The sequence below is a fragment of the Aquirufa sp. ROCK2-A2 genome, assembly GCF_054558485.1.
Genome location: NZ_JBPXKA010000001.1, coordinates 380,615 through 401,112 on the forward strand (window position 1 = coordinate 380,615; position 20,498 = coordinate 401,112).

Consider the following 20,498-nt stretch of genomic DNA (forward strand, 5'->3'; position numbering starts at 1 on the left):
AAATTTAGTTCGAAAAGCTAATTTTTCCTAAAGTTAGCCAAGGCGAGTCGCCTAATCTACGTGTTTTGGAAACAGATGGATCACTTAATGTTTCATTCGCTAAGACAGCAAATAACAAAGCTTCTTTGGCGGAAGATGGTACTCCTAACGCATCGCTTTCCAAAATTTCCATCGTGGCAAGCAATTCACTCATCCTTTCCATGATGTAGGGATTTTTACTTCCACCACCACTGACGATTAATTGCGTGTTATCTGAAATCGGAAAAGGAATATAGGTTTGAATGGCATTGGCAATACTCCTTGCTGTGAATTCACTTAATGTTCGTAGAATATCAACCGGTGTAAGTGAATAATTATTTCTTTCAATAAGGCTTTCTATTTTCGCTAAATGAAAGTATTCTGGTCCCGTACTTTTGGGAAAAGACTCCGAAAAAAACGACAACTCCAACAAATCAGCTAAAAGCGCTTGATGCAATACCCCTTGTTTGGCTAATCGCGCATCTTTGTCATAATAAAATCCTGGGAAATATTTTCTCACAGCTGCGTCAATCAGCGTATTTCCTGGCCCAGTATCCGTCACGAAGAGTTGCTTTGGATCCCCACTGCCAGGCAAAAATGTAAAATTACCAATACCCCCGATGTTTAATAAAATTCGATTTTGACCTATTTTTGAAAACAAAAAATAGTCGCCATAAAGGGCCAAAGGGGCTCCCTCACCGCCACCTGCTACATGCTTTTGCCGAAAATCTGAAATACACATAATCCCTGTTAAATGGGCAATATGGTCCCCATCTCCAATTTGTAAAGTAGAATTGGGTAAACTTCCATCTCGCATTGGTCGATGCATGACCGTTTGTCCATGAGAGGCAATGGCATCAACCTCTGTCGGATTAACTCCCCAAGATTCCAATGCGGCGAGAATAAGTTCAGCGTGTAAAATGCCGATTTGTGCATTTAATGTGCTTAAGGAAGGGAAATGTATGGTTTCTTTCGCAAAGATTTCACGGATTTGCTGTTTGATTTCTGCAGGATAATCTACCGTGGTATGACGGATTATTTGAAAATTAGTCTGTGATCCAAATCCAGAAAATCGACACAAGGCTAAATCCAATCCATCCAAAGAGGTACCTGACATTAATCCAAGTATCAATTTGGATTCTTTGTTAGCAATTTGGTAAAGCTTCTCGATCTGTGGATTCATTCGCGAATATATCTTTTTTATTTATATGATGGAAATGATAATCCTTCGATATCTTGTTAAAGCTGGAATGCCATGATCTGTTCCCTCAAGGATAACATGGTATAATTCTCCTTTTTTTGCTTCTTTAGGAATTTTTATTTCAACGCTATTTTTGATCATTTTAACTAATGCTTTTCCATTACCAGGTTCCGCATATGCCCATGCGTGAATATCAACTTTTTGATGATCTGGATCTAAATAAAGCGGGTGAATTATTTTTTTTGTTCCCGATTTCATTTGAATTCGATTTCCTTCTTTTAGTTGGATTTCTGGAGCATGATTGGATTTTGAGTAGGATTTTACACACCAATCGGCTCGTGCGGAAAAATCTCTTTGTAAAGCGGTTAACCATCTAGTTTGGGCATAATTAATATCCATTTTACCTATTTCTGGATTAAAATCTGCTGATTCAACTCCGTCCTCAAAACGTAATGGATTTTCTTTAGATGAAACAAATCGCCCTCCCCATCCACCATAAGATGGATGATTTAGGTTGTCAAGTCCTACGTCAACCAAATGTAAAAATGCGGGAGAATCCCCTTCCGAAATAAAATCATAGGGTTCAAAATTTCCCCATTGAGCATTTGTTAATCGGTTTGGGTCTCCATGAATGTGTTCATCATCTCCTTCTTGTTTTTGTCCATCTCCATATGAATAATACTTTTTTAATAATGGGCCATGTTGTAAAATTATATGATCCTTCATGTATTTGCCTTCGAATAATGGCTGGGCACTTCGCGGCATAATACGTTTCCAAGGATAAGCAAAACTGCCGAATTGAGTGGAGTTATAAAATACCCTAATATTTGGCCAATGTGCCCCAATGTATGTTAGGTAGGTCGCATCTTGGTCCATGACCGTGTAAATAATAGCTTTTTTTGAAATTTGATCTTTTATTTTTGGCCAATTTGTCTCATTTTGATATTGTTCTTCAATGGTCTTCAAGGCCCTAGCTATCGTGTTTGTACCGCCCCATGCCTGCAAAAATAGGGGTTCGTTATTTTGATCCATCAATTTGGATTTTATCCAATTAGATCCATCGGTTTCTTTGGTCATTTCTCCTTCAAAATCGATGTTGCCAACTTTCACTAAACTTTTTAAATAGGTAGGACTAGGGTAATTTGTGTCGTGTAATATTAGATTAGGATATACTTTTTCATAAGCATTCAACAAATCTTGAATCCATTCTACGCCAGGCCATCTTAGTGACTTTTTTGCACCATACATTTTGCGCGTCATTTCCATTTCAGAAGTAAATAAAGTGCCTTTATCATCTCCTTTGTAATGCCACATGGAACTGGAATAAATTAAACCTTCCACTTTAAATTCATTTGAATAAAGTAACATACGGATAAACGTATCCACATCATCAATTTCCCCATCTGTGGTAATGATGGTTCTTGCCTTTGGAATTTCTTTGGCCATTAAAGGGTAAAAGGTAAAAAGAATCAAAAGATGTAAAACGATTAATTTGGTCATATTAGAGAATATTTCAATTTAGGTCTTTAATTATTTCCGAATTTCTAAAATAGTTAGGAGACTTCATAAGAAAAATTTATTATTGTATTAAAATTATACAATAATTAAATCTATTAACAAAATGAAGAAATTAATATTGGCATTTGCCATGGTTTTTTTGGCAAATATTTCAGATGCACAAATAACAACTGGTTCAGATGTTGCCGTGGTTGCAACGGAGTCTGGAAAAGTACGAGGATATGTTCATGGGGGTGTTTTTACTTACAAAGGAATACCCTATGCAGAAGCAGCACGTTTTGAAGCACCGCATCGTCCAAAAGCATGGACCAATGTTCGAAGTTCATTAACCTATGGTCCAGTTGCACCTTTGTTGGATCCTACAACCCAAGTACAAGACGAATCTGAATTTGCTTTTAATCATTCATGGGGTTTTACCAATGAAGATTGTATGCGAGTGAATGTTTGGACACCGGGGATCAATGATGGGAAAAAACGACCTGTTATGTTTTGGATTCACGGAGGAGGTTTTACCTCAGGCTCTTCACAAGAATTACCTTCCTATGATGGTGAAAATTTGGCAAAAAAGGGTGATGTAGTTGTTGTATCTATCAATCATCGTTTAAATATTTTAGGATATTTAGATTTATCCGCCTATGGTGAAAAATTTAAATATTCGGCGAATAATTCGGTTCTAGATATGAAATCTGCCTTAGAATGGGTTCAAAAAAATATCTCACAATTCGGAGGTGATCCGTCTAATGTTACCATTTTCGGACAATCTGGGGGGGGAGCTAAAGTAAACACTTTGATGGCAATGCCTTCGGCTAAAGGACTTTTTCATAAAGCCATTAACCAAAGTGGTTCGTTTCGCTCTAATATGTTGGATAAAGAAACTACCCAAAGTATTACTGCCCAAGTATTGAAAGAGTTAAATCTGTCATCCAATCAAATTGATAGTTTACAAAAAGTACCTTTTGAAAAATTGGCAGCTGCTGGGAAAAAAGCCATGAATACCGTAGCAGCTCAATTGAAAGCGGCAGGTAAACCCGTTGGAGGATTTGGTTTAAGTTGGGGACCTAGCGTAGATGGTGATTTATTGCCGTATCAATTATTTTCAGATGAAGCGTTTAAATTGTCAAAAGATGTTCCTTTATTAATTGGGACAGTTAAAAATGAGTTTATGACTTCCTTGTTTGGCGGAATGTCAAATGCAAGCGCTGAGGAAGTGGAAACATATATTAAAAGAACTTATGGTGAAAAAGCGGAGGCCTTCAAAGCAGCGGTAAAAAAAGCCTATCCCAATGATACGAGGCCTACAGATTTAATTGATGTCGATACCCGTTTTAGACCCGGAGCAGTGGTCCAAGCCAATCTGAAATCAGATTTGAATGCGGCACCTGTATTCATGTACTTATTTACTTGGCAATCGCCAGTAATGGATGGTAAATTTAAAGCGGTTCATTGCATAGAATTGCCTTTCTGTTTTAATAACATTGCTCGTTGCGAAGAAATGACCGGAGGAGGAAAAGATGCATATGTGTTAGCTGATAAAATGAGTCAAGCATGGATAAATTTTGCTCGAATGGGAAACCCTAATCATAAAGGATTACCATCTTGGCCGGTTTATAACGCAAAAAATACCTCTACCATGCATTTAGATACCACTTGCATTGTTAAGCCACAGTTGGATAAAGAACTATTTTCTTTGAATTAGTACTTTGTTTGTTGTTAGTTATCAGGATTTGAAAATAATATATACTTCTGCCTGATGACTAACAACTAATTTTAGAAAGCGTATATTTGTATTTTAATCACAAATGTATGGCTTTAGATATAATCATTGTAGGTGGTGGAATTGTTGGATTGGCTACCGCTCATCGACTTTTAGAATCAAAACCTGATCTGAAAATTGCTTTGTTTGAAAAGGAAACGATGGTTTCCATGCATCAAACGGGGAATAATTCAGGTGTCATTCACTCTGGACTCTATTATAAGCCAGGTTCTTTGAAAGCAAAAAATTGCATCGAAGGATATCATCAATTGATTCAATATTGCCAAGAACAAAATATTCCTTACGAATTAACGGGTAAAATTGTCGTTGCCATTAATCAGGAGCAGCGTGTCCAATTAGAAAATCTTTACCAAAGAGGCCAACAAAATGGTTTAGAAGGTTTGAAAAAACTTTCAGTTTCAGAAATGAAAGAACATGAGCCTCATGTGACAGGTGTAGAGGGGATGTGGGTTCCTCAAACAGGTATTGTGGATTATCGTGCAGTGGCTGCTAAATTAGCGGTTGGTATTGAGGCGAAGGGTTGCCAATTGCATTTAGGTGAACAAGTGACAAACATTACCAAAGGATTAACCTATTCCATCGTTGAAACGAATAAAGGAGTATATGAAACAAAATTGGTCATCAATTGCGCCGGTTTGTATTCGGATAAAGTAGCTCAAATGTCGCAAAAAGAACCTTTGGATGTACGAATTGTTCCTTTCAGGGGTGAATATTTTAAATTAAGGGCAGACAAAGAATATTTGGTTAAAAATCTGATTTATCCTGTACCTGATCCAAACTTTCCATTTTTAGGAGTTCACTTTACTCGTATGATGCGAGGAGGTGTGGAGGCCGGTCCAAATGCTGTTTTAGCTTTTCGAAAAGAAGGATACAAAAAGATGTCCATCGATTTTAAAGAACTTTGGAACACCCTTACTTGGCCAGGTTTTCAAAAAGTAGCTGCCAAATATTGGGAAACAGGTTTAGGAGAAATGTATCGTAGTTTTTCCAAAGAAGCTTTTACAAAAGCCTTGCAAGAATTGATTCCCGAAATACAAATCAGTGATTTAGTAGAAGGTGGAGCTGGAGTTAGGGCTCAAGCTTGCGACAGAAGTGGTGGTTTGTTAGACGATTTTTCCATCATTGAAGATGCTAAGATTATCAATATTTTAAATGCACCTAGCCCTGCTGCTACTTCCTCTTTATCCATTGGTAAAACAGTTTCAGAAATGGCATTAACTAGATTTAGTTAATCCTAAACTCATCATTTATAAATCTTAACTCATCATTCAATTGAATATACTTTTTAAATATCTTAAGCATTATCGTTGGCGCGTGATTGGAGCTTTAGCCTTAGCTGCCACCAATCAGATTTTTTCTTTAATGGATCCTTATATTTTCAGGAAAATTATCGATGATGTGGCAGGTGTTTACCACGCAGGTACTCATACATTTGATCAATTTTTTGATGCTATTTGGCCTTTAGCATTAGCCTCGGTAGGCGTTGCGTTTGTTAGTCGAGTAGCCAAAAATTTCCAAGATTATGTGATTAATACGGTTACCCAAAAAGTAGGAGCTAATTTATATTCAGATGGAATTAGGCATTCTTTGGAATTGCCTTATGAAACATTTGAAGATCAACGATCAGGGGAAACACTTGGTAAACTTCAAAAAGTAAGAATAGATGTTGAAAAGTTGATAACGATTGGGATTAATATTTTATTTCAGTCGATCATCGCTTTGGTCTTTATTTCTGTTTATGCCTTTTCTGTGCATTGGATGGTCATGCCATTGTTTTTGCTAACAGGACCTTTGATTGCCTATGTATCATCTGTTTTGAGTAAGAAAATTAAAGTGATTCAAATACAAATTGTCAAGGAATCGACGGGTTTGGCTGGATCAACAACCGAGTCTTTACGAAATATTGAATTGGTGAAATCGTTGGGATTGGCTGAGCAAGAAATTAATCAGTTAAATGCTACCACTGAAAAGATTTTGTTGTTGGAATTGAAAAAGGTTCGGTATGTTCGTTCGATGGCCTTTGTTCAAGGGACTTGTGTGAATCTTTTGCGCATGTTGATGGTAGTCGTGTTGATTTATTTAATTTATGAGGGTAAGATTACCATTGGGCAATTTTATTCCTTGAATATTTATTCCTTCTTCTTGTTTAACCCGCTACAAGAAATTGGGAATGTCGTGAATACTTACCGAGAAGCCGAGGTTTCCTTACAGAATTTTGAACAAATTTTGGAAATTCCAACCGAAAAGAAACCAGAAAATCCTAGGACTTTAGCATCCATTCAAGAATTGAAATTTGACCATGTTTCCTTTAAACATCAATCTGCCAATTTAAATGCGTTAAATGATATTTCATTTGATGTTAAAGGAGGAGAAACCATTGCTTTTGTTGGGCCTTCTGGTGCAGGTAAATCCACTTTAGTAAAATTATTGGTCGGATTATATCGACCTAAACAAGGCCAGGTGTATTACAATGGTGAGGCGGGTGACCAAATTGATTTTGACCAATTGAGAAAGAAAATTGGTTTTGTGACCCAGGATACTCAATTATTTTCTGGTTCTATTCGTGAAAATCTATTGTTTGTGAATCCGAATGCAACGGACGCAGAATGCATGGAAGTGTTGGAAAAAGCCGCTTGCCAAACCTTGTTGGCCAGAGCTGACAAAGGGCTTGATTCCTTAATTGGGGAGGGTGGAGTAAAAGTTTCAGGTGGAGAAAAACAACGTTTAAGTATCGCCAGAGCACTTTTGAGGAATCCCAATTTATTGGTTTTTGATGAAGCCACTTCGGCATTGGATTCGCTCACTGAAGAAGAAATATCAGAAACCATTCGTGCGGTATCTCATGAATCTGATCATATTTCCATTTTGATTGCCCATCGCTTGTCGACCATCATGCATGCAACCCGAATTTACGTTCTTGAAAAAGGTGGAATTGTCGAACAAGGTTCCCATGATACCTTATTGGAAAAGAAAGGATTATACTATGCCATGTGGAGGCAACAGGTTGGAGAAAATGTTTAGAAATCTGATATGGGCAAACTTGGATTTTATTTTGTAAATCCTTGATTTTCCATAGATTATTGGGTAATTCTTTGTTTTGAACAAAGAGGATTATGTATATTTGTTGTTTGAAAAAATTTCTACCTTTTTATTATGGCTTTAAATAAGTTTTCCAGAACCCTAACGCAAGAAATTACGAACCCTGCAGCAAAAGCAATGCTTTATGGCATTGGTTTGACCACTGAGGATATGCAAAAACCTCAAATTGGTATTGCCAGTACGGGTTACGAAGGAAATCCTTGCAATATGCACTTGAATGGTTTGTCCGTTCATGTGAAAAAGGGAATTCAGGACAATGGAATGATTGGACTTATTTTCCACACAATTGGAGTATCGGACGGGATGACCAATGGAAATGATGGGATGAGTTATTCATTGCCTTCGAGAGATATCATTGCTGATTCCATTGAAAATGTGGTAGGAGCACAATGGTATGACGGTGTGATTGCCGTTGTTGGTTGCGATAAAAATATGCCTGGTGCTATGATGGCATTAGCGAGATTAAATAGACCGGGCATGCTTGTTTACGGAGGTACCATCCGAAGTGGCGAGTACAAAGGTAAAAAATTAGATATTGTGTCGGCATTTGAGGCTTTAGGGCAAAAATTTGCCGGTACTATTTCAGATGAAGATTATGACGGTGTAATTCAAAACTCTATCCCTGGACCAGGTGCATGTGGAGGAATGTACACAGCCAATACAATGGCTTCTTCTATGGAAGCTATGGGTTTAATTTTGCCCAATTCTTCTTCCTATCCAGCTACACATGAAGGTAAAAAAGCCGAATGTTTAGCCATTGGAGCAGCCATGAAAGTTCTTTTGGAGAAAAATATTTGTCCAAGAGATATCATGACTAGAAAATCTTTCGAAAATGCTATGACCATCGTGATGGCATTGGGAGGTTCAACCAACGCGGTATTGCATTATTTGGCAATCGCTCATTCAGCAGGCGTAGATTTCACCATGAAGGATATTCAAGATATTTCAGATAGAACCCCCTTATTAGCTGATTTGAAACCTTCTGGTAAATATTACATGGAAGATGTTTTAGCAATTGGTGGCATTCAGGCGGTCATGAAATATTTGTTACAAGAAGGCTATATGCATGGCGATTGCATGACTGTCACTGGTAAAACTTTAGCTGAAAATTTAGCAGGAACGCCAGATTTAGATTTCAATACTCAAAAAATCATTCATCCACTTTCAGATCCGATCAAAGCAACAGGTCACTTGCAAATGTTGTATGGTAATTTGGCTCCAGATGGAGCGGTTGCGAAAATAACCGGTAAAGAAGGGGAGCGTTTTGAGGGTACGGCTAAGATTTGTGAAAGAGAAGAAGACGTGATCGATTTTATAGCTAAGGGTGAAATTTTGCCAGGACATGTGATTGTGATTCGCAATGAAGGCCCTAAAGGTGGCCCTGGAATGCCCGAGATGTTAAAGCCTACCTCCGCTGTGATGGGTGCAGGTTTAGGAGATAAAGTTGCCATGATTACAGATGGACGTTTTTCAGGAGGATCTCATGGTTTCGTAGTGGGTCACGTTACTCCGGAAGCTCAAGAAGGTGGACCCATTGGTTTAGTAAAAGATGGAGACAAGATTACGATTGATGCCGTTGAAAATAAATTAATTTTACATGTTTCGGATGAGGAATTGGCCGAAAGACGTAAAAATTGGAAGCCTATTCCATCTATTCATACTTCAGGGGTGTTGAGGAAATACATCAAAAATGTAGGACCTGCCAACTTAGGATGTGTAACAGATTTGTAAAAAAATAAGATTTAGATTTTTTTCTACAATAGGATAACTTAAATTAGCCTTTTATTAAAGTTTGAAACAAAAATTTTGATTATTTATGGGACAGACCCAAACCACCACTTCAGAAACTGTACAAGCTGATAAAAAAGTGTTTTTATCAGGTGCGCAAGCAATCATGGAATCTTTGGTTGCACAAGGTGTAAGTACAATTTTTGGATATCCAGGTGGCGCAATTATGCCAACTTATGATGCTTTATATGATTATCAGGATCGTTTAAAGCACATTCTTGTTCGTCATGAGCAAGGTGCTGGTCATGCTGCACAAGGATACGCCCGAATGTTAAATAAGGCGGGTGTGTGTATGGTAACTTCCGGTCCGGGAGCTACTAATTTAATTACTCCGATTGCCGATGCTATGTTGGATTCAACGCCCTTGGTATGTCTGGTAGGACAAGTAAAAGGAAATTTATTAGGAACAGATGCCTTTCAAGAATGTGATGTAATTGGTATGTCGATGCCAGTAACCAAATGGAATTATCAGGTGTTAGATGCCAATGAAATTCCGGAGGTAATAGCTAAAGCATTTTATATCGCAGAAACAGGAAGACCTGGACCAGTTTTAATTGATATTACTCGTACGGCTCAAACGGATATCATGACAATCCCGTTTACTTATGAAAAATGCACGTCGATTATTTCCTATAAACCAAGATTAGAGCCTAAAAAAGAGCATTTAGAAGCCGCAGCTAAATTGATTAATTCAGCTAAAAGACCTTACATTTTAGCAGGGCATGGTGTTATTATATCCAATGCAGAAAAGGAATTGAACGATTTAGTGAATAAGGCGGGTATTCCAGTTGCAACAACCTTGTTAGGAATGTCATCCATGGATGCCGATCATCCTCTTTTTGTTGGTTGGCCAGGCATGCATGGTAACTATGGAGCCAATGTTTTAACCAATTCTTGCGATGTACTTATTGCGATTGGTATGCGATTTGATGACCGTATCACAGGTGATTTGTCTACCTATGCCAAACAAGCAAAAGTGGTTCATATCGAAGTTGATCCGAGCGAAATTGATAAAAATGTGAAAGCAGATGCTCCAGTAGTAGGAGATGCCAAATTGGCTTTGAAAGCTTTGCTTCCTTTAATCAAAGAAGCCAATCATGCAGAATGGAGAAACGAATTTAAAAAATACGATGACGAGGAATTTGAGACAATCAATAAAAATGATTTGTTTCATGACGGGACATTTATTAAAATGGGAGAGGCGGTTGCGATGTTGTCGGATAAAACAAAAGGTGAGGCTGTTGTGGTAACAGACGTTGGTCAACACCAAATGATCACCAACCGATATTATCGATTTAAGAAAAATAATTCGATTGTGACCAGTGGTGGAGCCGGAACAATGGGTTTTGCCTTACCTGCAGCATTCGGAGCCAAAGTGGCAGTTCCGGAAAGAGAGGTTGTGGCTGTTATTGGTGATGGAGGTTTTCAAATGACTTTGCAAGAATTGGGTACCATTGCTCAAAGTAAATTACCAGTAAAAATTATTATTTTAAATAATAATTTCCTTGGTATGGTTCGTCAATGGCAACAATTGTTTTTTGATAATCGCTATTCTTTTGTGGAATTACAAAACCCTGATTTTATTACCATTGCCAAAGGTTTTGGTATCAAGGGTCATACTGTTAAAGATCGTGCCGAATTAAGTAGTTCCTTGAATACCTTATTGGATTCGGAAGAGCCTTATTTATTGGAGATTATTTGTGAAAAAGAAGAAAATGTTTTCCCGATGGTTCCAGCAGGAGCTTGTGTAACCAAAGTAAGGCTTCAGTAAGATATATATGTTAACAAATTATACAATTTCTATTTTTACTACCAATACGGTAGGTTTATTGAATCGAATAACCATCATATTTACTCGAAGAAGGATAAATATTGAATGTTTAACCGTTTCAGAAACCGAACGTAGAGGTGTGTCTCGTTTTACAGTGGTAATCAAAAGTGAAAGCAGAGAATTCGTTGAAAAATTGGTTCGTCAAATTCGCAAAATAACGGATGTATTAGCCGTTTTTGGTTATTTGGATGATGAAATCGTTTTCAATGAAATTGCTTTATTTAAGTTATCAACTCCTTTAGGTGGAGATCCACTGGATGTAAAAACCATTAATTTGGATTGGAATGCTAAAATTGTCCATTGGGGCTTGGATTATGTGGTGTTGGAAAAAAATGGTACAGAATCTGAAATTTCTGAATTTTATCAATATTTGAAAAAATGGGAAATTTTGGAATATATCAAATCAGGTCGTGTGGCAGTTGGTAAAACAGAAAAAGGTTTGGTTGAATTTTTGCCAGAAGGCAATTGGGAAATCGTTTAAATAAGTATAATACAAATATTAAAGAACAAGAATAATTAATTAAACAAAAACAGAATATGGCAAAGATTAATTTCGGAGGGGTTGTTGAAGATATTGTAACCCGCGAAGAGTTTCCATTAGAGAAAGCAAGACAAGTATTAGCAGATCAAACAATCGCTGTTATTGGATATGGTGTGCAAGGTCCAGGTCAAGCGTTAAACATGAAAGACAATGGATTAAATGTAATTGTTGGACAACGTAAAGGTAAAACTTTCGACAAAGCTATCGCTGATGGTTGGGTACCAGGTGTTAACTTGTTTGAAATTGAAGAAGCTCTTGAAAAAGGAACTATAATTTGCTATTTGTTATCAGATGCAGCTCAAATTGAAATGTGGCCAACAGTGAAAAAATATTTAACTGCTGGTAAATCATTGTATTTCTCACATGGATTTGGTATTACCTACAAAGAGAAAACGGGTATCATTCCTCCAGCGGATGTTGACGTTTTCCTAGCTGCTCCAAAAGGTTCAGGTACTTCTCTTCGTCGTTTGTTCGTAGAAGGTAAAGGTTTGAACTCTTCTTTTGCCGTTTACCAAGATGCTTCAGGCCAAGCACGTGAAAAATGTATCGCTATGGCTATCGGTGTTGGTTCTGGGTATTTATTTGAAACAGATTTCTACAGAGAAGTAACGTCTGACTTAACTGGTGAGCGTGGAACTTTAATGGGTGCTATCCAAGGAATTTTTGCTGCACAATATGAAGTGTTGCGTGAAAATGGACACTCTCCATCTGAAGCTTTCAATGAAACAGTAGAAGAATTAACACAATCATTGATGCCATTAGTGGCTGAAAATGGTATGGATTGGATGTATGCAAATTGTTCAACAACCGCTCAACGTGGTGCATTGGATTGGTGGAGACCTTTCAAAGATGCTACTAAGCCCGTTTTTGAAAAATTATATAACTCAGTAAAAACACAAGCGGAAGCAGCACGTTCAATTGATTTGAACTCTCAATCTGATTACCGTGTGAAATTAGAAGCGGAATTGACAGAATTACGTGAATCTGAAATGTGGAGAGCTGGTGCTGCGGTACGTAGCCTTCGTCCAGAAAGAAGCTAATTTCTTGAATCAAAAATTCAAAGGCAGTTGCACTTCAGCAACTGCCTTTTTTTTTGTTATTTTGAAGCATGGAATTCAACACACTGAGCGAAATTCCAAATCTTCATCAAATAAAACTAGTCGCGGAACAATTAAAGGGAATTGTTTATGAATCTCCTTTGCAATTTTCTAAAACACTTTCAGCAAGATTTGGCGCAAATATTTATCTAAAGCGAGAAGATCTACAATTGGTTCGATCCTATAAAATTCGTGGGGCTTACCATAAAATATCCAATCTTCCAAAGGAACTTAGACAAAGAGGGGTGGTTGCTGCATCTGCAGGTAATCATGCTCAAGGTGTCGCCTTTGCCTGCGCTTCCTTGGGTATTTCAGCTACGATCTTTATGCCTAAATCAACTCCCCTACAAAAAGTAGAAGCAGTTCGCTTTTTTGGAAAAGAAGTTGTCCGAATAAAATTAATCGGAAATAATTATGATGAAGCTTTTTTAGCTTCCCGATTATTTTGTGAAGAAAATCAATCCATCTATATCCCTCCCTTTGATGATTATGATATTATTGCTGGTCAAGCTACTGTAGCTTTAGAGATTTTTCAACAATTGAATCAGTTTGTCGACTATATTTTTGTGCCAATCGGTGGAGGTGGATTGGCCGCTGGTACAGCATTGGTCAGCAAAGAAGTTTCTCCATCGACTCGTTTGATAAGTATTGAGCCGGCTGGCGCGCCTTCTATGAAACTAAGCTTAATGCATTCTAGGGTAACCGAATTAAACGAATTGGATCCTTTTGTGGATGGTGCTTCAGTTAAAAAAATGGGTGAATTGACATTTGATATATGCCAAAAATATTTTCATCGCCACTTGACGGTCGAAAAACAAGATCTTTGTCAAACAATGCTTCGGTTATATGAACTTGAAGCTATTTTGGCAGAACCGGCAGGTGCGTTAAGTGTTTGTGGATTGGAATTGTTGAAGGAAGAAATACAGAGTAAAACCATTGTTTGTGTATTATCCGGTGGAAATTTTGATTCAAAACGATTTCCTGAAATACATAAATGGGCTTTCAACGAAAAATAATAGTATTTATTTGATAAAATTTTTTTCGGTCATTTTTGATGATTTTAGATTTTTGTTCTATTATTAATAATTATTATAGATTTTTGATTCGTAATTAATGATTAAATATTCTATTTGCGGATTATTAATCTATTTTACAACTTCTCATTTTTTACATTTGGTTGCTTCATAATGTAATAAAAGGTAGATTTGCAGTTCAAATTAGCAAACAAAACAATGAGCAATCGTATACAAATTTTTGATACAACTTTACGTGACGGAGAACAAGTGCCTGGCTGTCAATTAAACAGGGAGGAGAAAGTAGAAGTTGCAAAGGAACTTGAAAAATTAGGTGTCGATATCATTGAGGCAGGTTTTCCAATTTCATCACCAGGTGATTTTGCTTCGGTGAAAGCCATTTGTGAAGCAGTTTCAGAACCAACCGTTTGCGCATTAACTCGTGCTAAGAAAGAAGATATCGATGCAGCTGCGGAAGCTTTGAAGCCTGCTCGTCGCCCAAGAATTCATACCGGAATTGGGGCATCAGATGTACATATTAAACATAAATTTAATTCCACCCGTGAACAAATCATTGAACAAGCGATTTGGGCTGTAAAATATGCAAAGTCATTTGTGGAAGATGTTGAGTTTTTTGCGGAAGATGCAGGTCGTGCTGATTTGCCGTTTTTGGCACAACTAACCAAAGCGGTTATTTCTGCAGGCGCTACCGTAGTGAATTTGCCAGATACAACGGGTTATTTATTGCCTAATCAAATGCATGATCGTATTTCTTATTTGTTTGAAAATGTAGACAATATTCATCAAGCAACTATTTCCATGCACAATCACAATGATTTGGGCTTAGCCACTGCCAATACGATTGCAGGAATTCAAGCAGGCGCACGTCAGGTTGAGGTTACCATCAATGGAATTGGGGAAAGAGCTGGTAATACTTCTTTGGAAGAAATTGCAATGATATTGAATGTTCACAAGGATTTGGGTTTTTCAACAGGAATCAATCCTAAATTTTTATATCCAACAAGTACCTTGGTTTCTAATTTGATGGGAATGCCAGTGCAAGCCAATAAGGCTATTGTGGGAGCAAATGCATTTGCTCACTCTTCAGGAATTCATCAAGATGGATTTTTAAAGCATGCTCAAAATTATGAAATCATGAATCCGGAGGATGTGGGTGTTTCATCTTCAGCCATCGTGTTAACTTCCCGTTCAGGTCGCGCTGCCTTAAGACATCGTTTGAATTTATTGGGATTTGAGTTTGAAAAACCAGATTTAGATCGTTTATATACTCGTTTCTTGATTATGGCCGATGAGCGTAAAATGATCCATGATGAGGATTTGAAAGAGTTGGTGGGGTAAGGTTTTAGGTAAAAGGTATTAGGTAATAGGTATTAGGTAAAAGGTAATAGGTAAGGGTGTCGGTTTTTTCTCTTTTCTCTCTCCTCTTTTCTCTCTCCACTTTTCCCGTTTTCTCTCTTCTATCCATTCACTGCGGTAGCGCTGCTAGCTAAACTCATCTTATTAGCTTCAATTAATTTCAAGATATCCAGATTGATTTGCTGTTTAATCGATTGAAATTTGGCAAAATCGGTTGTTTGCACAAAATAGGTGATACTTATTTCGAAGGCATATGTTCCAAAACCTTCGAAAATGATTTTTGCAGGTTTTTTCTTACAAAGTGGTTCTTGGTTAATCAAATGTTCAATACTCGGTAATAATTGTTCAATTTGCTCTGCCTTGGTGTTTAAGGCAAATGTTAGTGTATATTTGGCACGACGATAATTGCGATCACTCAGATTTTCCAACGATTGTGATGTTAACAGTCGATTAGGTATTAATATTAAATTTCCGTCTAATCCTCGAATTCTAGTACTTCTAAATCCTATTTTTTCAATATCTCCCGTGATGGTTCCGACTTGAATACTATCGCCAACAACAAAAGGCAAGTCGAGAAAAATGGTAAAAGAAGCAAAAAGATTTTCCAAAGTTTCCCGGGCAGCTAAAGCCAACGCCAATCCTCCCAATCCTAAACCTGTAATTAAAGCCACCACATCTACTTCAAAAATCCTACCTAACAAAACAAATCCAGCTCCTGTAATAATAAATACCAAAGCCAAATCGTTTAAAAATGGAATGAATTGTTGTTTGGATTTTTGCTCAACACCCTGCCATTTTTCTTGAGCAACTAAAATAATGACCTTCATTATTCGTATAATTACCCAAGTTGTAGTGATGATTAATGATGCTTCATAGATTTTTTTAATTAAAAATAGTAATCCAAAATCCTTGACTGGTGTAAAGTGCCATTGAATGGGAACATGTAAATTAAGTGAAGCAACATACAAGAAAATCCAGAACAGTAGAAGCTCAAATGGTTTTCTAATTAATTGAATGCAATCCTGAATTTGAATTAACTGATTTGGCAAAAATCGATATACAATTTTCGAAAATGTATTGGAAAAAAATCTTCGAAATGCTAGACCAATTAGAATGATGATAAAGAAAATTGAAATATCTAAAGCAGAATTTTCTAATAGATATAAATTGGAAAGGGATTCTTTGAGCATAATAGATGGATTTGCCTTCAAATATACTTAATATCTTAGTCGAATGTGAAATAAAATTACGACCTTTGCAAACTTAATAGAATTCCGAGAAGTATTATTTATATGATTTACAATCAACCAAGTACAAGTTTAAACAATAAAGTTCTTACTAGAATTTTATTTCTTTTCTTTGTGACAATTACGGTCTCTCTTCAAGATTTAAAAGCGCAATCCATTTTAAATTCACCTTATTCCTATGTGGGAATGGGCGAGCTGGATGAGGGACATTCTTCTAGTAATATCATGATGTCTGGTCTTGGTGTTTCGAATTCCAATGGAATTTATTCGAGTGTGATAAATCCTGCTTTGTTGGCTAGAAATAGATATACAAGTTTTGAGGTTGGGGTAAATACAGAATATAAAAATCTACAAGATTATCGTCAAAGACAAAGTGTTTTTGGAGGAAATTATCAATCGATTAATATTACATTACCTGGTTCATCTCGTTGGACTTTTGCCATTGGATTGCGTCCTTATTCCTCCGTACAATATGATACTAAATCGTATCGTCGTTTAAATTTATTGGGTTTAGATAGTTTGATATATAGCTTTTCAGGTGTAGGAAATGTAAATAAATTATCCTTTTCCAATGGTTTTCGAATTAGTAAAGAAGTGTATGTTGGACTAGAAATGGATTATTTATTTGGGAATATTATCCGCAATGTATCCACTCAAAATTTATCCGATGGTCAATACTACAAAGTTCAGTTAGAAAATAGAAATGATTATTCTGATTTTACTTTTAAAGCAGGTGTTGCCTATCGACATGCCATCCGAAAAGATTTGTATTTGAATGTTGGTGCAACCGTTGATTTAAATTCAACCATGGGGGCATCACAAATTAAGCGATTTGCTATCTTGGATTATACTGGATTGAACATTATTAATGCAGATACTTTAAGTAAAAAAACACCATTCGTTCAAAATTTGCCTGTGACCAAAAAATTCGGAATTAGCCTAGAGCGAATTGCAAAGTGGATGATTGGTATTGATTATATCTCGACAGATTGGACCAAAGTGGAAAACAACATTGGCCAAGCTCGTGCCCTTCCCGTTAGTAATAAATGGGTGATTGGTGGTGAATATACACCCGATTTTGAATCTGTATCTAGTTATTTGAAACGTACCACTTACCGGGCTGGATTTAGTTATCAAACGACCCCCTATGCGATTTCTGCAACGACACCTTATGCTGTTGATATGAATTTCAGCGTAGGAGCTGCTTTACCACTACGAAATTTGTCTTATTTGAATGTATCCTATCAATTTGGTAAAAGAGGTACTTTGAGTGAGAATAATTTAGAAGAACAATACCATCGAATTACCCTGGGATTGACCTTAAGTGATTTATGGTTTACCAAGCAAAAAATTAATTAATATGTTCAATGAGTAATTTCAGGTTTCTCATTTTTGTGTTAATCATTTCTTCATTTTTTTTCTCTTGCCAGGAAGAAAAAGCATCTAAAAATCTTATTTACAATGGTCCTAAGTCAGAACTGACTGGGATTGACATGGTGTTTTCTGATTCTGCTAAATCTGTCGTAAGAATGGTAACGGAAACACAAATTACTACATATTCTGAAGATCGAGTTTATCCCAAAGAGATGAAACTGTGGTTCTATGATAAATTAGGAAATGTTAGTACGCAAATCAGAGGCGATTCTGCCCATTTTTTTCGGCAAAAAAATCAGTATCGTTTGATGGGGCATGTGAAAATCTTTAATATTAAAAAAAATGAAACTCTCACAACCGATGAATTTACTTGGATTCCGGATGAGAAAAGAATTTTCACTGAAAAGCCTGTACAGATCAAAACTCCTACCGAAATTTTTAACGGTGTGGGTTTGGATGCAGCACAGGATTTCTCCACTTATTCCTTGCGTAGAGTAACTAATTCGATGCTGAATGTCGAAAGTCTTCCTCAATAAAATGTTATTGATTCTGCTGCAAACCAATTAAAAAGGCATATTCTTTAGCTATATCTTTGAATCGATTAAATCGGCCAGAAGCTCCGCCGTGTCCTGCCTTCATGTCACAGTCTAATAACAAAACATGCTCATCAGTTTTCAACTTTCTTAACTTGGCAACCCATTTGGCTGGTTCCCAATATTGAACCTGAGAGTCGTGCAGGCCGGTTGTTACCAAAATATTCGGATAATCCTTTGCTGTTACATTATCATACGGAGAATAGGATTTCATGTAATCATAATGTTCCTTATTTTTGGGATTACCCCATTCTTCCCATTCGCCTGTTGTCAATGGAATACTTTCATCTAACATTGTTGTTACAACATCAACAAATGGGACAGCAGCAATGATTCCCTTGTATAATTCGGGAGCCATATTGCATATACCTCCCATCAGCATTCCACCGGCAGAGCCTCCTTGGGCAAAAAGAGCATCTTTTGCTACCAATTTTTGATCAATTAAAAATTGAGAACAGTCGATAAAATCATAAAAAGTATTTTTCTTTTTCATCATTTTACCATTCTCATACCAATGGCGCCCCATTTCTTGACCACCTCGTACATGCGCGATTGCGAAACTAAATCCTCGATCCAATAATGAAAGTCGACTACTTGAAAAATAAGGGTCTATGCTATGCCCATAAGAACCATAAGCATACAGTAATAAAGGATTCCTTCCATTGGGTTTAAATTCCTTTTTATAAACCAATGAAATGGGTATTTGGGTATTGTCACGGCCAATTGCCCATAATCGCTCACTTTGGTAATTTCTTTTGTTAAATTCTCCTAGTACAATCTCTTCTTTTAGTAATACACTTGTTTTGTGATTCACATCATAATCAAAAACAGAATTAGGACTAGTCAGACTTGTATAGTTGTATCGAATGATTTTACTTTTAAAATAGGCATTTTGGCCCAATCCGACCTGGTAAACTTCTTCCGGCATTTGTATTAGTTCAGCAGAGGAGTTAGCATTTGACAGGATTCGAATTTGGTTTAGACCCTTGTATTTTTCCTCAATAGCAATGAAATCTTCAAAAACGTCAAAATCTTCCAATAAAATATCCGTTTGATGTGCAAGTAATGGCTTCCAATTGGGTAGGTCCCAAGGATGGTTTTCTGCACACTGTAGTAATTGAAAATTACTTGCTCCATTCGAGTTACAGCGAATGACAAAACGCTCATTTTGATGTTCAATAAAATATTCCAATCCTTGAATTCGATCTTGAAAAATTTGGAAATTTTCTAGAGGTTGATCCGCATTTAAAACTCGATATTCAGAAGCCACACCTTGTTGGCTGGAAACACTGAAAATATATTTTTTTGATTTTGATCGATACAAACCCATATAGAACTGCGGGTCAGATTCTTCGTAAACTAATTGGTCATCTTCTGTTGGAGTGCCTAATTGATGCCGATACACTTTAGATGCTAACAAGGTCTGCGAATCCCTTTTTAGGTAAAAAAAATATCTTCCATCCGCTGACCAAGCATAACTTCCGCCTTCTGTGTCTTCAATGATGTCTGCGTAAAACTCACCTGTTTCTAGGTTTTTAAAACGAACTTGATAATTTCTTCTACTTACATCATCTGTTGCCAAAGCTAGGATTTTATCATCATCACTTAAATTTAATCCTCCAATATGAAAGTAATCTTTCCCTTTCGCTAATGTATTACCATCGATTAAGATTTCTTCATTGGCTTCTAAATGTTGACGCTTCCGACAATAAACAGGATATTCACCTCCTTTTACATATTTGCTATAATACCAATCTCTACCATTGAAATACGGCACAGATGAATCATCCTCCTTGATTCTATTTTTCATTTCTAAAAACAAAGATTCTTGAAGTTCTTTCACGGGTGCCAAAACTTCTTCTGTATATGTATTTTCTGCTTGCAAATATTGGATGACCTCTTCGTTTTCAGGATTATTTAACCAATAATAAGGATCCATTCGGACATCTTGATGAATTTCTAATAATTCATTTTTTTCTTGTGCTTTCGGGGGATTGGGAAGGTTGTGAATCATGCTGCAATTTAAG

15 protein-coding genes are annotated in these 20,498 nt (G+C 36.8%); 11 read left to right on the forward strand and 4 right to left on the reverse strand.

Annotated elements, in window-relative coordinates; genetic code table 11:
• Positions 1-4 precede the first annotated feature (4 nt).
• A complete protein-coding gene (locus tag V7S76_RS01660; protein ID WP_459508259.1) occupies positions 5-1,201 on the reverse strand; it encodes an anhydro-N-acetylmuramic acid kinase in 1,197 nt (398 codons plus the stop codon).
• A 21-nt stretch (positions 1,202-1,222) separates the two neighbouring features.
• Entirely contained in the window at positions 1,223-2,719 is a 1,497-nt protein-coding gene (locus V7S76_RS01665) for a DUF1593 domain-containing protein (protein ID WP_459508260.1), read from the reverse strand.
• 121 nt (positions 2,720-2,840) lie between these two features.
• Between V7S76_RS01665 and V7S76_RS01670 the strand changes: the two genes are divergently transcribed.
• The 9 genes from V7S76_RS01670 (at position 2,841) to V7S76_RS01710 (ending at position 15,239) form a co-directional block, all read left to right on the forward strand.
• Entirely contained in the window at positions 2,841-4,433 is a 1,593-nt protein-coding gene (locus tag V7S76_RS01670) for a carboxylesterase/lipase family protein (protein ID WP_459508261.1), read from the forward strand.
• 107 nt (positions 4,434-4,540) lie between these two features.
• On the forward strand, positions 4,541-5,743 hold the full coding sequence (gene lhgO, locus V7S76_RS01675) for an L-2-hydroxyglutarate oxidase (RefSeq protein ID WP_459508262.1): 1,203 nt from the start codon (positions 4,541-4,543) through the stop codon (positions 5,741-5,743).
• Positions 5,744-5,783: 40 nt separating this feature from the next.
• Positions 5,784-7,532 (forward strand): ABC transporter ATP-binding protein, encoded by a 1,749-nt coding sequence (locus tag V7S76_RS01680; RefSeq protein ID WP_459508263.1) that lies wholly within the window; start codon positions 5,784-5,786, stop codon positions 7,530-7,532.
• A 132-nt stretch (positions 7,533-7,664) separates the two neighbouring features.
• A complete protein-coding gene (gene ilvD, locus V7S76_RS01685; RefSeq protein WP_459508264.1) occupies positions 7,665-9,341 on the forward strand; it encodes a dihydroxy-acid dehydratase in 1,677 nt (558 codons plus the stop codon).
• Positions 9,342-9,426: 85 nt separating this feature from the next.
• On the forward strand, positions 9,427-11,169 hold the full coding sequence (gene ilvB, locus V7S76_RS01690; protein WP_459508265.1) for a biosynthetic-type acetolactate synthase large subunit: 1,743 nt from the start codon (positions 9,427-9,429) through the stop codon (positions 11,167-11,169).
• A gap of 7 nt (positions 11,170-11,176) precedes the next feature.
• Positions 11,177-11,710, forward strand: coding sequence for an acetolactate synthase small subunit (gene ilvN / locus V7S76_RS01695; RefSeq protein WP_459508266.1), 534 nt, complete (start codon positions 11,177-11,179; stop codon positions 11,708-11,710).
• 56 nt (positions 11,711-11,766) lie between these two features.
• Positions 11,767-12,810 (forward strand): ketol-acid reductoisomerase, encoded by a 1,044-nt coding sequence (gene ilvC / locus V7S76_RS01700; protein WP_459508267.1) that lies wholly within the window; start codon positions 11,767-11,769, stop codon positions 12,808-12,810.
• Positions 12,811-12,878: 68 nt separating this feature from the next.
• Entirely contained in the window at positions 12,879-13,883 is a 1,005-nt protein-coding gene (gene ilvA, locus V7S76_RS01705; RefSeq protein ID WP_459508268.1) for a threonine ammonia-lyase IlvA, read from the forward strand.
• A 216-nt stretch (positions 13,884-14,099) separates the two neighbouring features.
• Positions 14,100-15,239, forward strand: coding sequence for a 2-isopropylmalate synthase (locus tag V7S76_RS01710; protein WP_459508269.1), 1,140 nt, complete (start codon positions 14,100-14,102; stop codon positions 15,237-15,239).
• Between the two features lie 119 nt (positions 15,240-15,358).
• On the opposite strand, the gene V7S76_RS01715 is transcribed toward V7S76_RS01710, so the two are convergent.
• Positions 15,359-16,447, reverse strand: coding sequence for a mechanosensitive ion channel family protein (locus V7S76_RS01715; RefSeq protein WP_459508270.1), 1,089 nt, complete (start codon positions 16,445-16,447; stop codon positions 15,359-15,361).
• Between the two features lie 102 nt (positions 16,448-16,549).
• Between V7S76_RS01715 and V7S76_RS01720 the strand changes: the two genes are divergently transcribed.
• Together V7S76_RS01720 and lptC are read left to right on the forward strand one after the other, a co-directional pair.
• Complete coding sequence (locus V7S76_RS01720) at positions 16,550-17,863, forward strand: hypothetical protein (RefSeq protein WP_459508271.1); 1,314 nt, start codon at positions 16,550-16,552, stop codon at positions 17,861-17,863.
• 8 nt (positions 17,864-17,871) lie between these two features.
• A complete protein-coding gene (gene lptC, locus V7S76_RS01725; RefSeq protein ID WP_459508272.1) occupies positions 17,872-18,414 on the forward strand; it encodes an LPS export ABC transporter periplasmic protein LptC in 543 nt (180 codons plus the stop codon).
• 4 nt (positions 18,415-18,418) lie between these two features.
• On the opposite strand, the gene V7S76_RS01730 is transcribed toward lptC, so the two are convergent.
• Positions 18,419-20,485, reverse strand: a complete 2,067-nt coding sequence (locus V7S76_RS01730) for a S9 family peptidase (protein WP_459508273.1) — start codon at positions 20,483-20,485, stop codon at positions 18,419-18,421.
• Between the last annotated feature and the right edge of the window lie 13 nt (positions 20,486-20,498).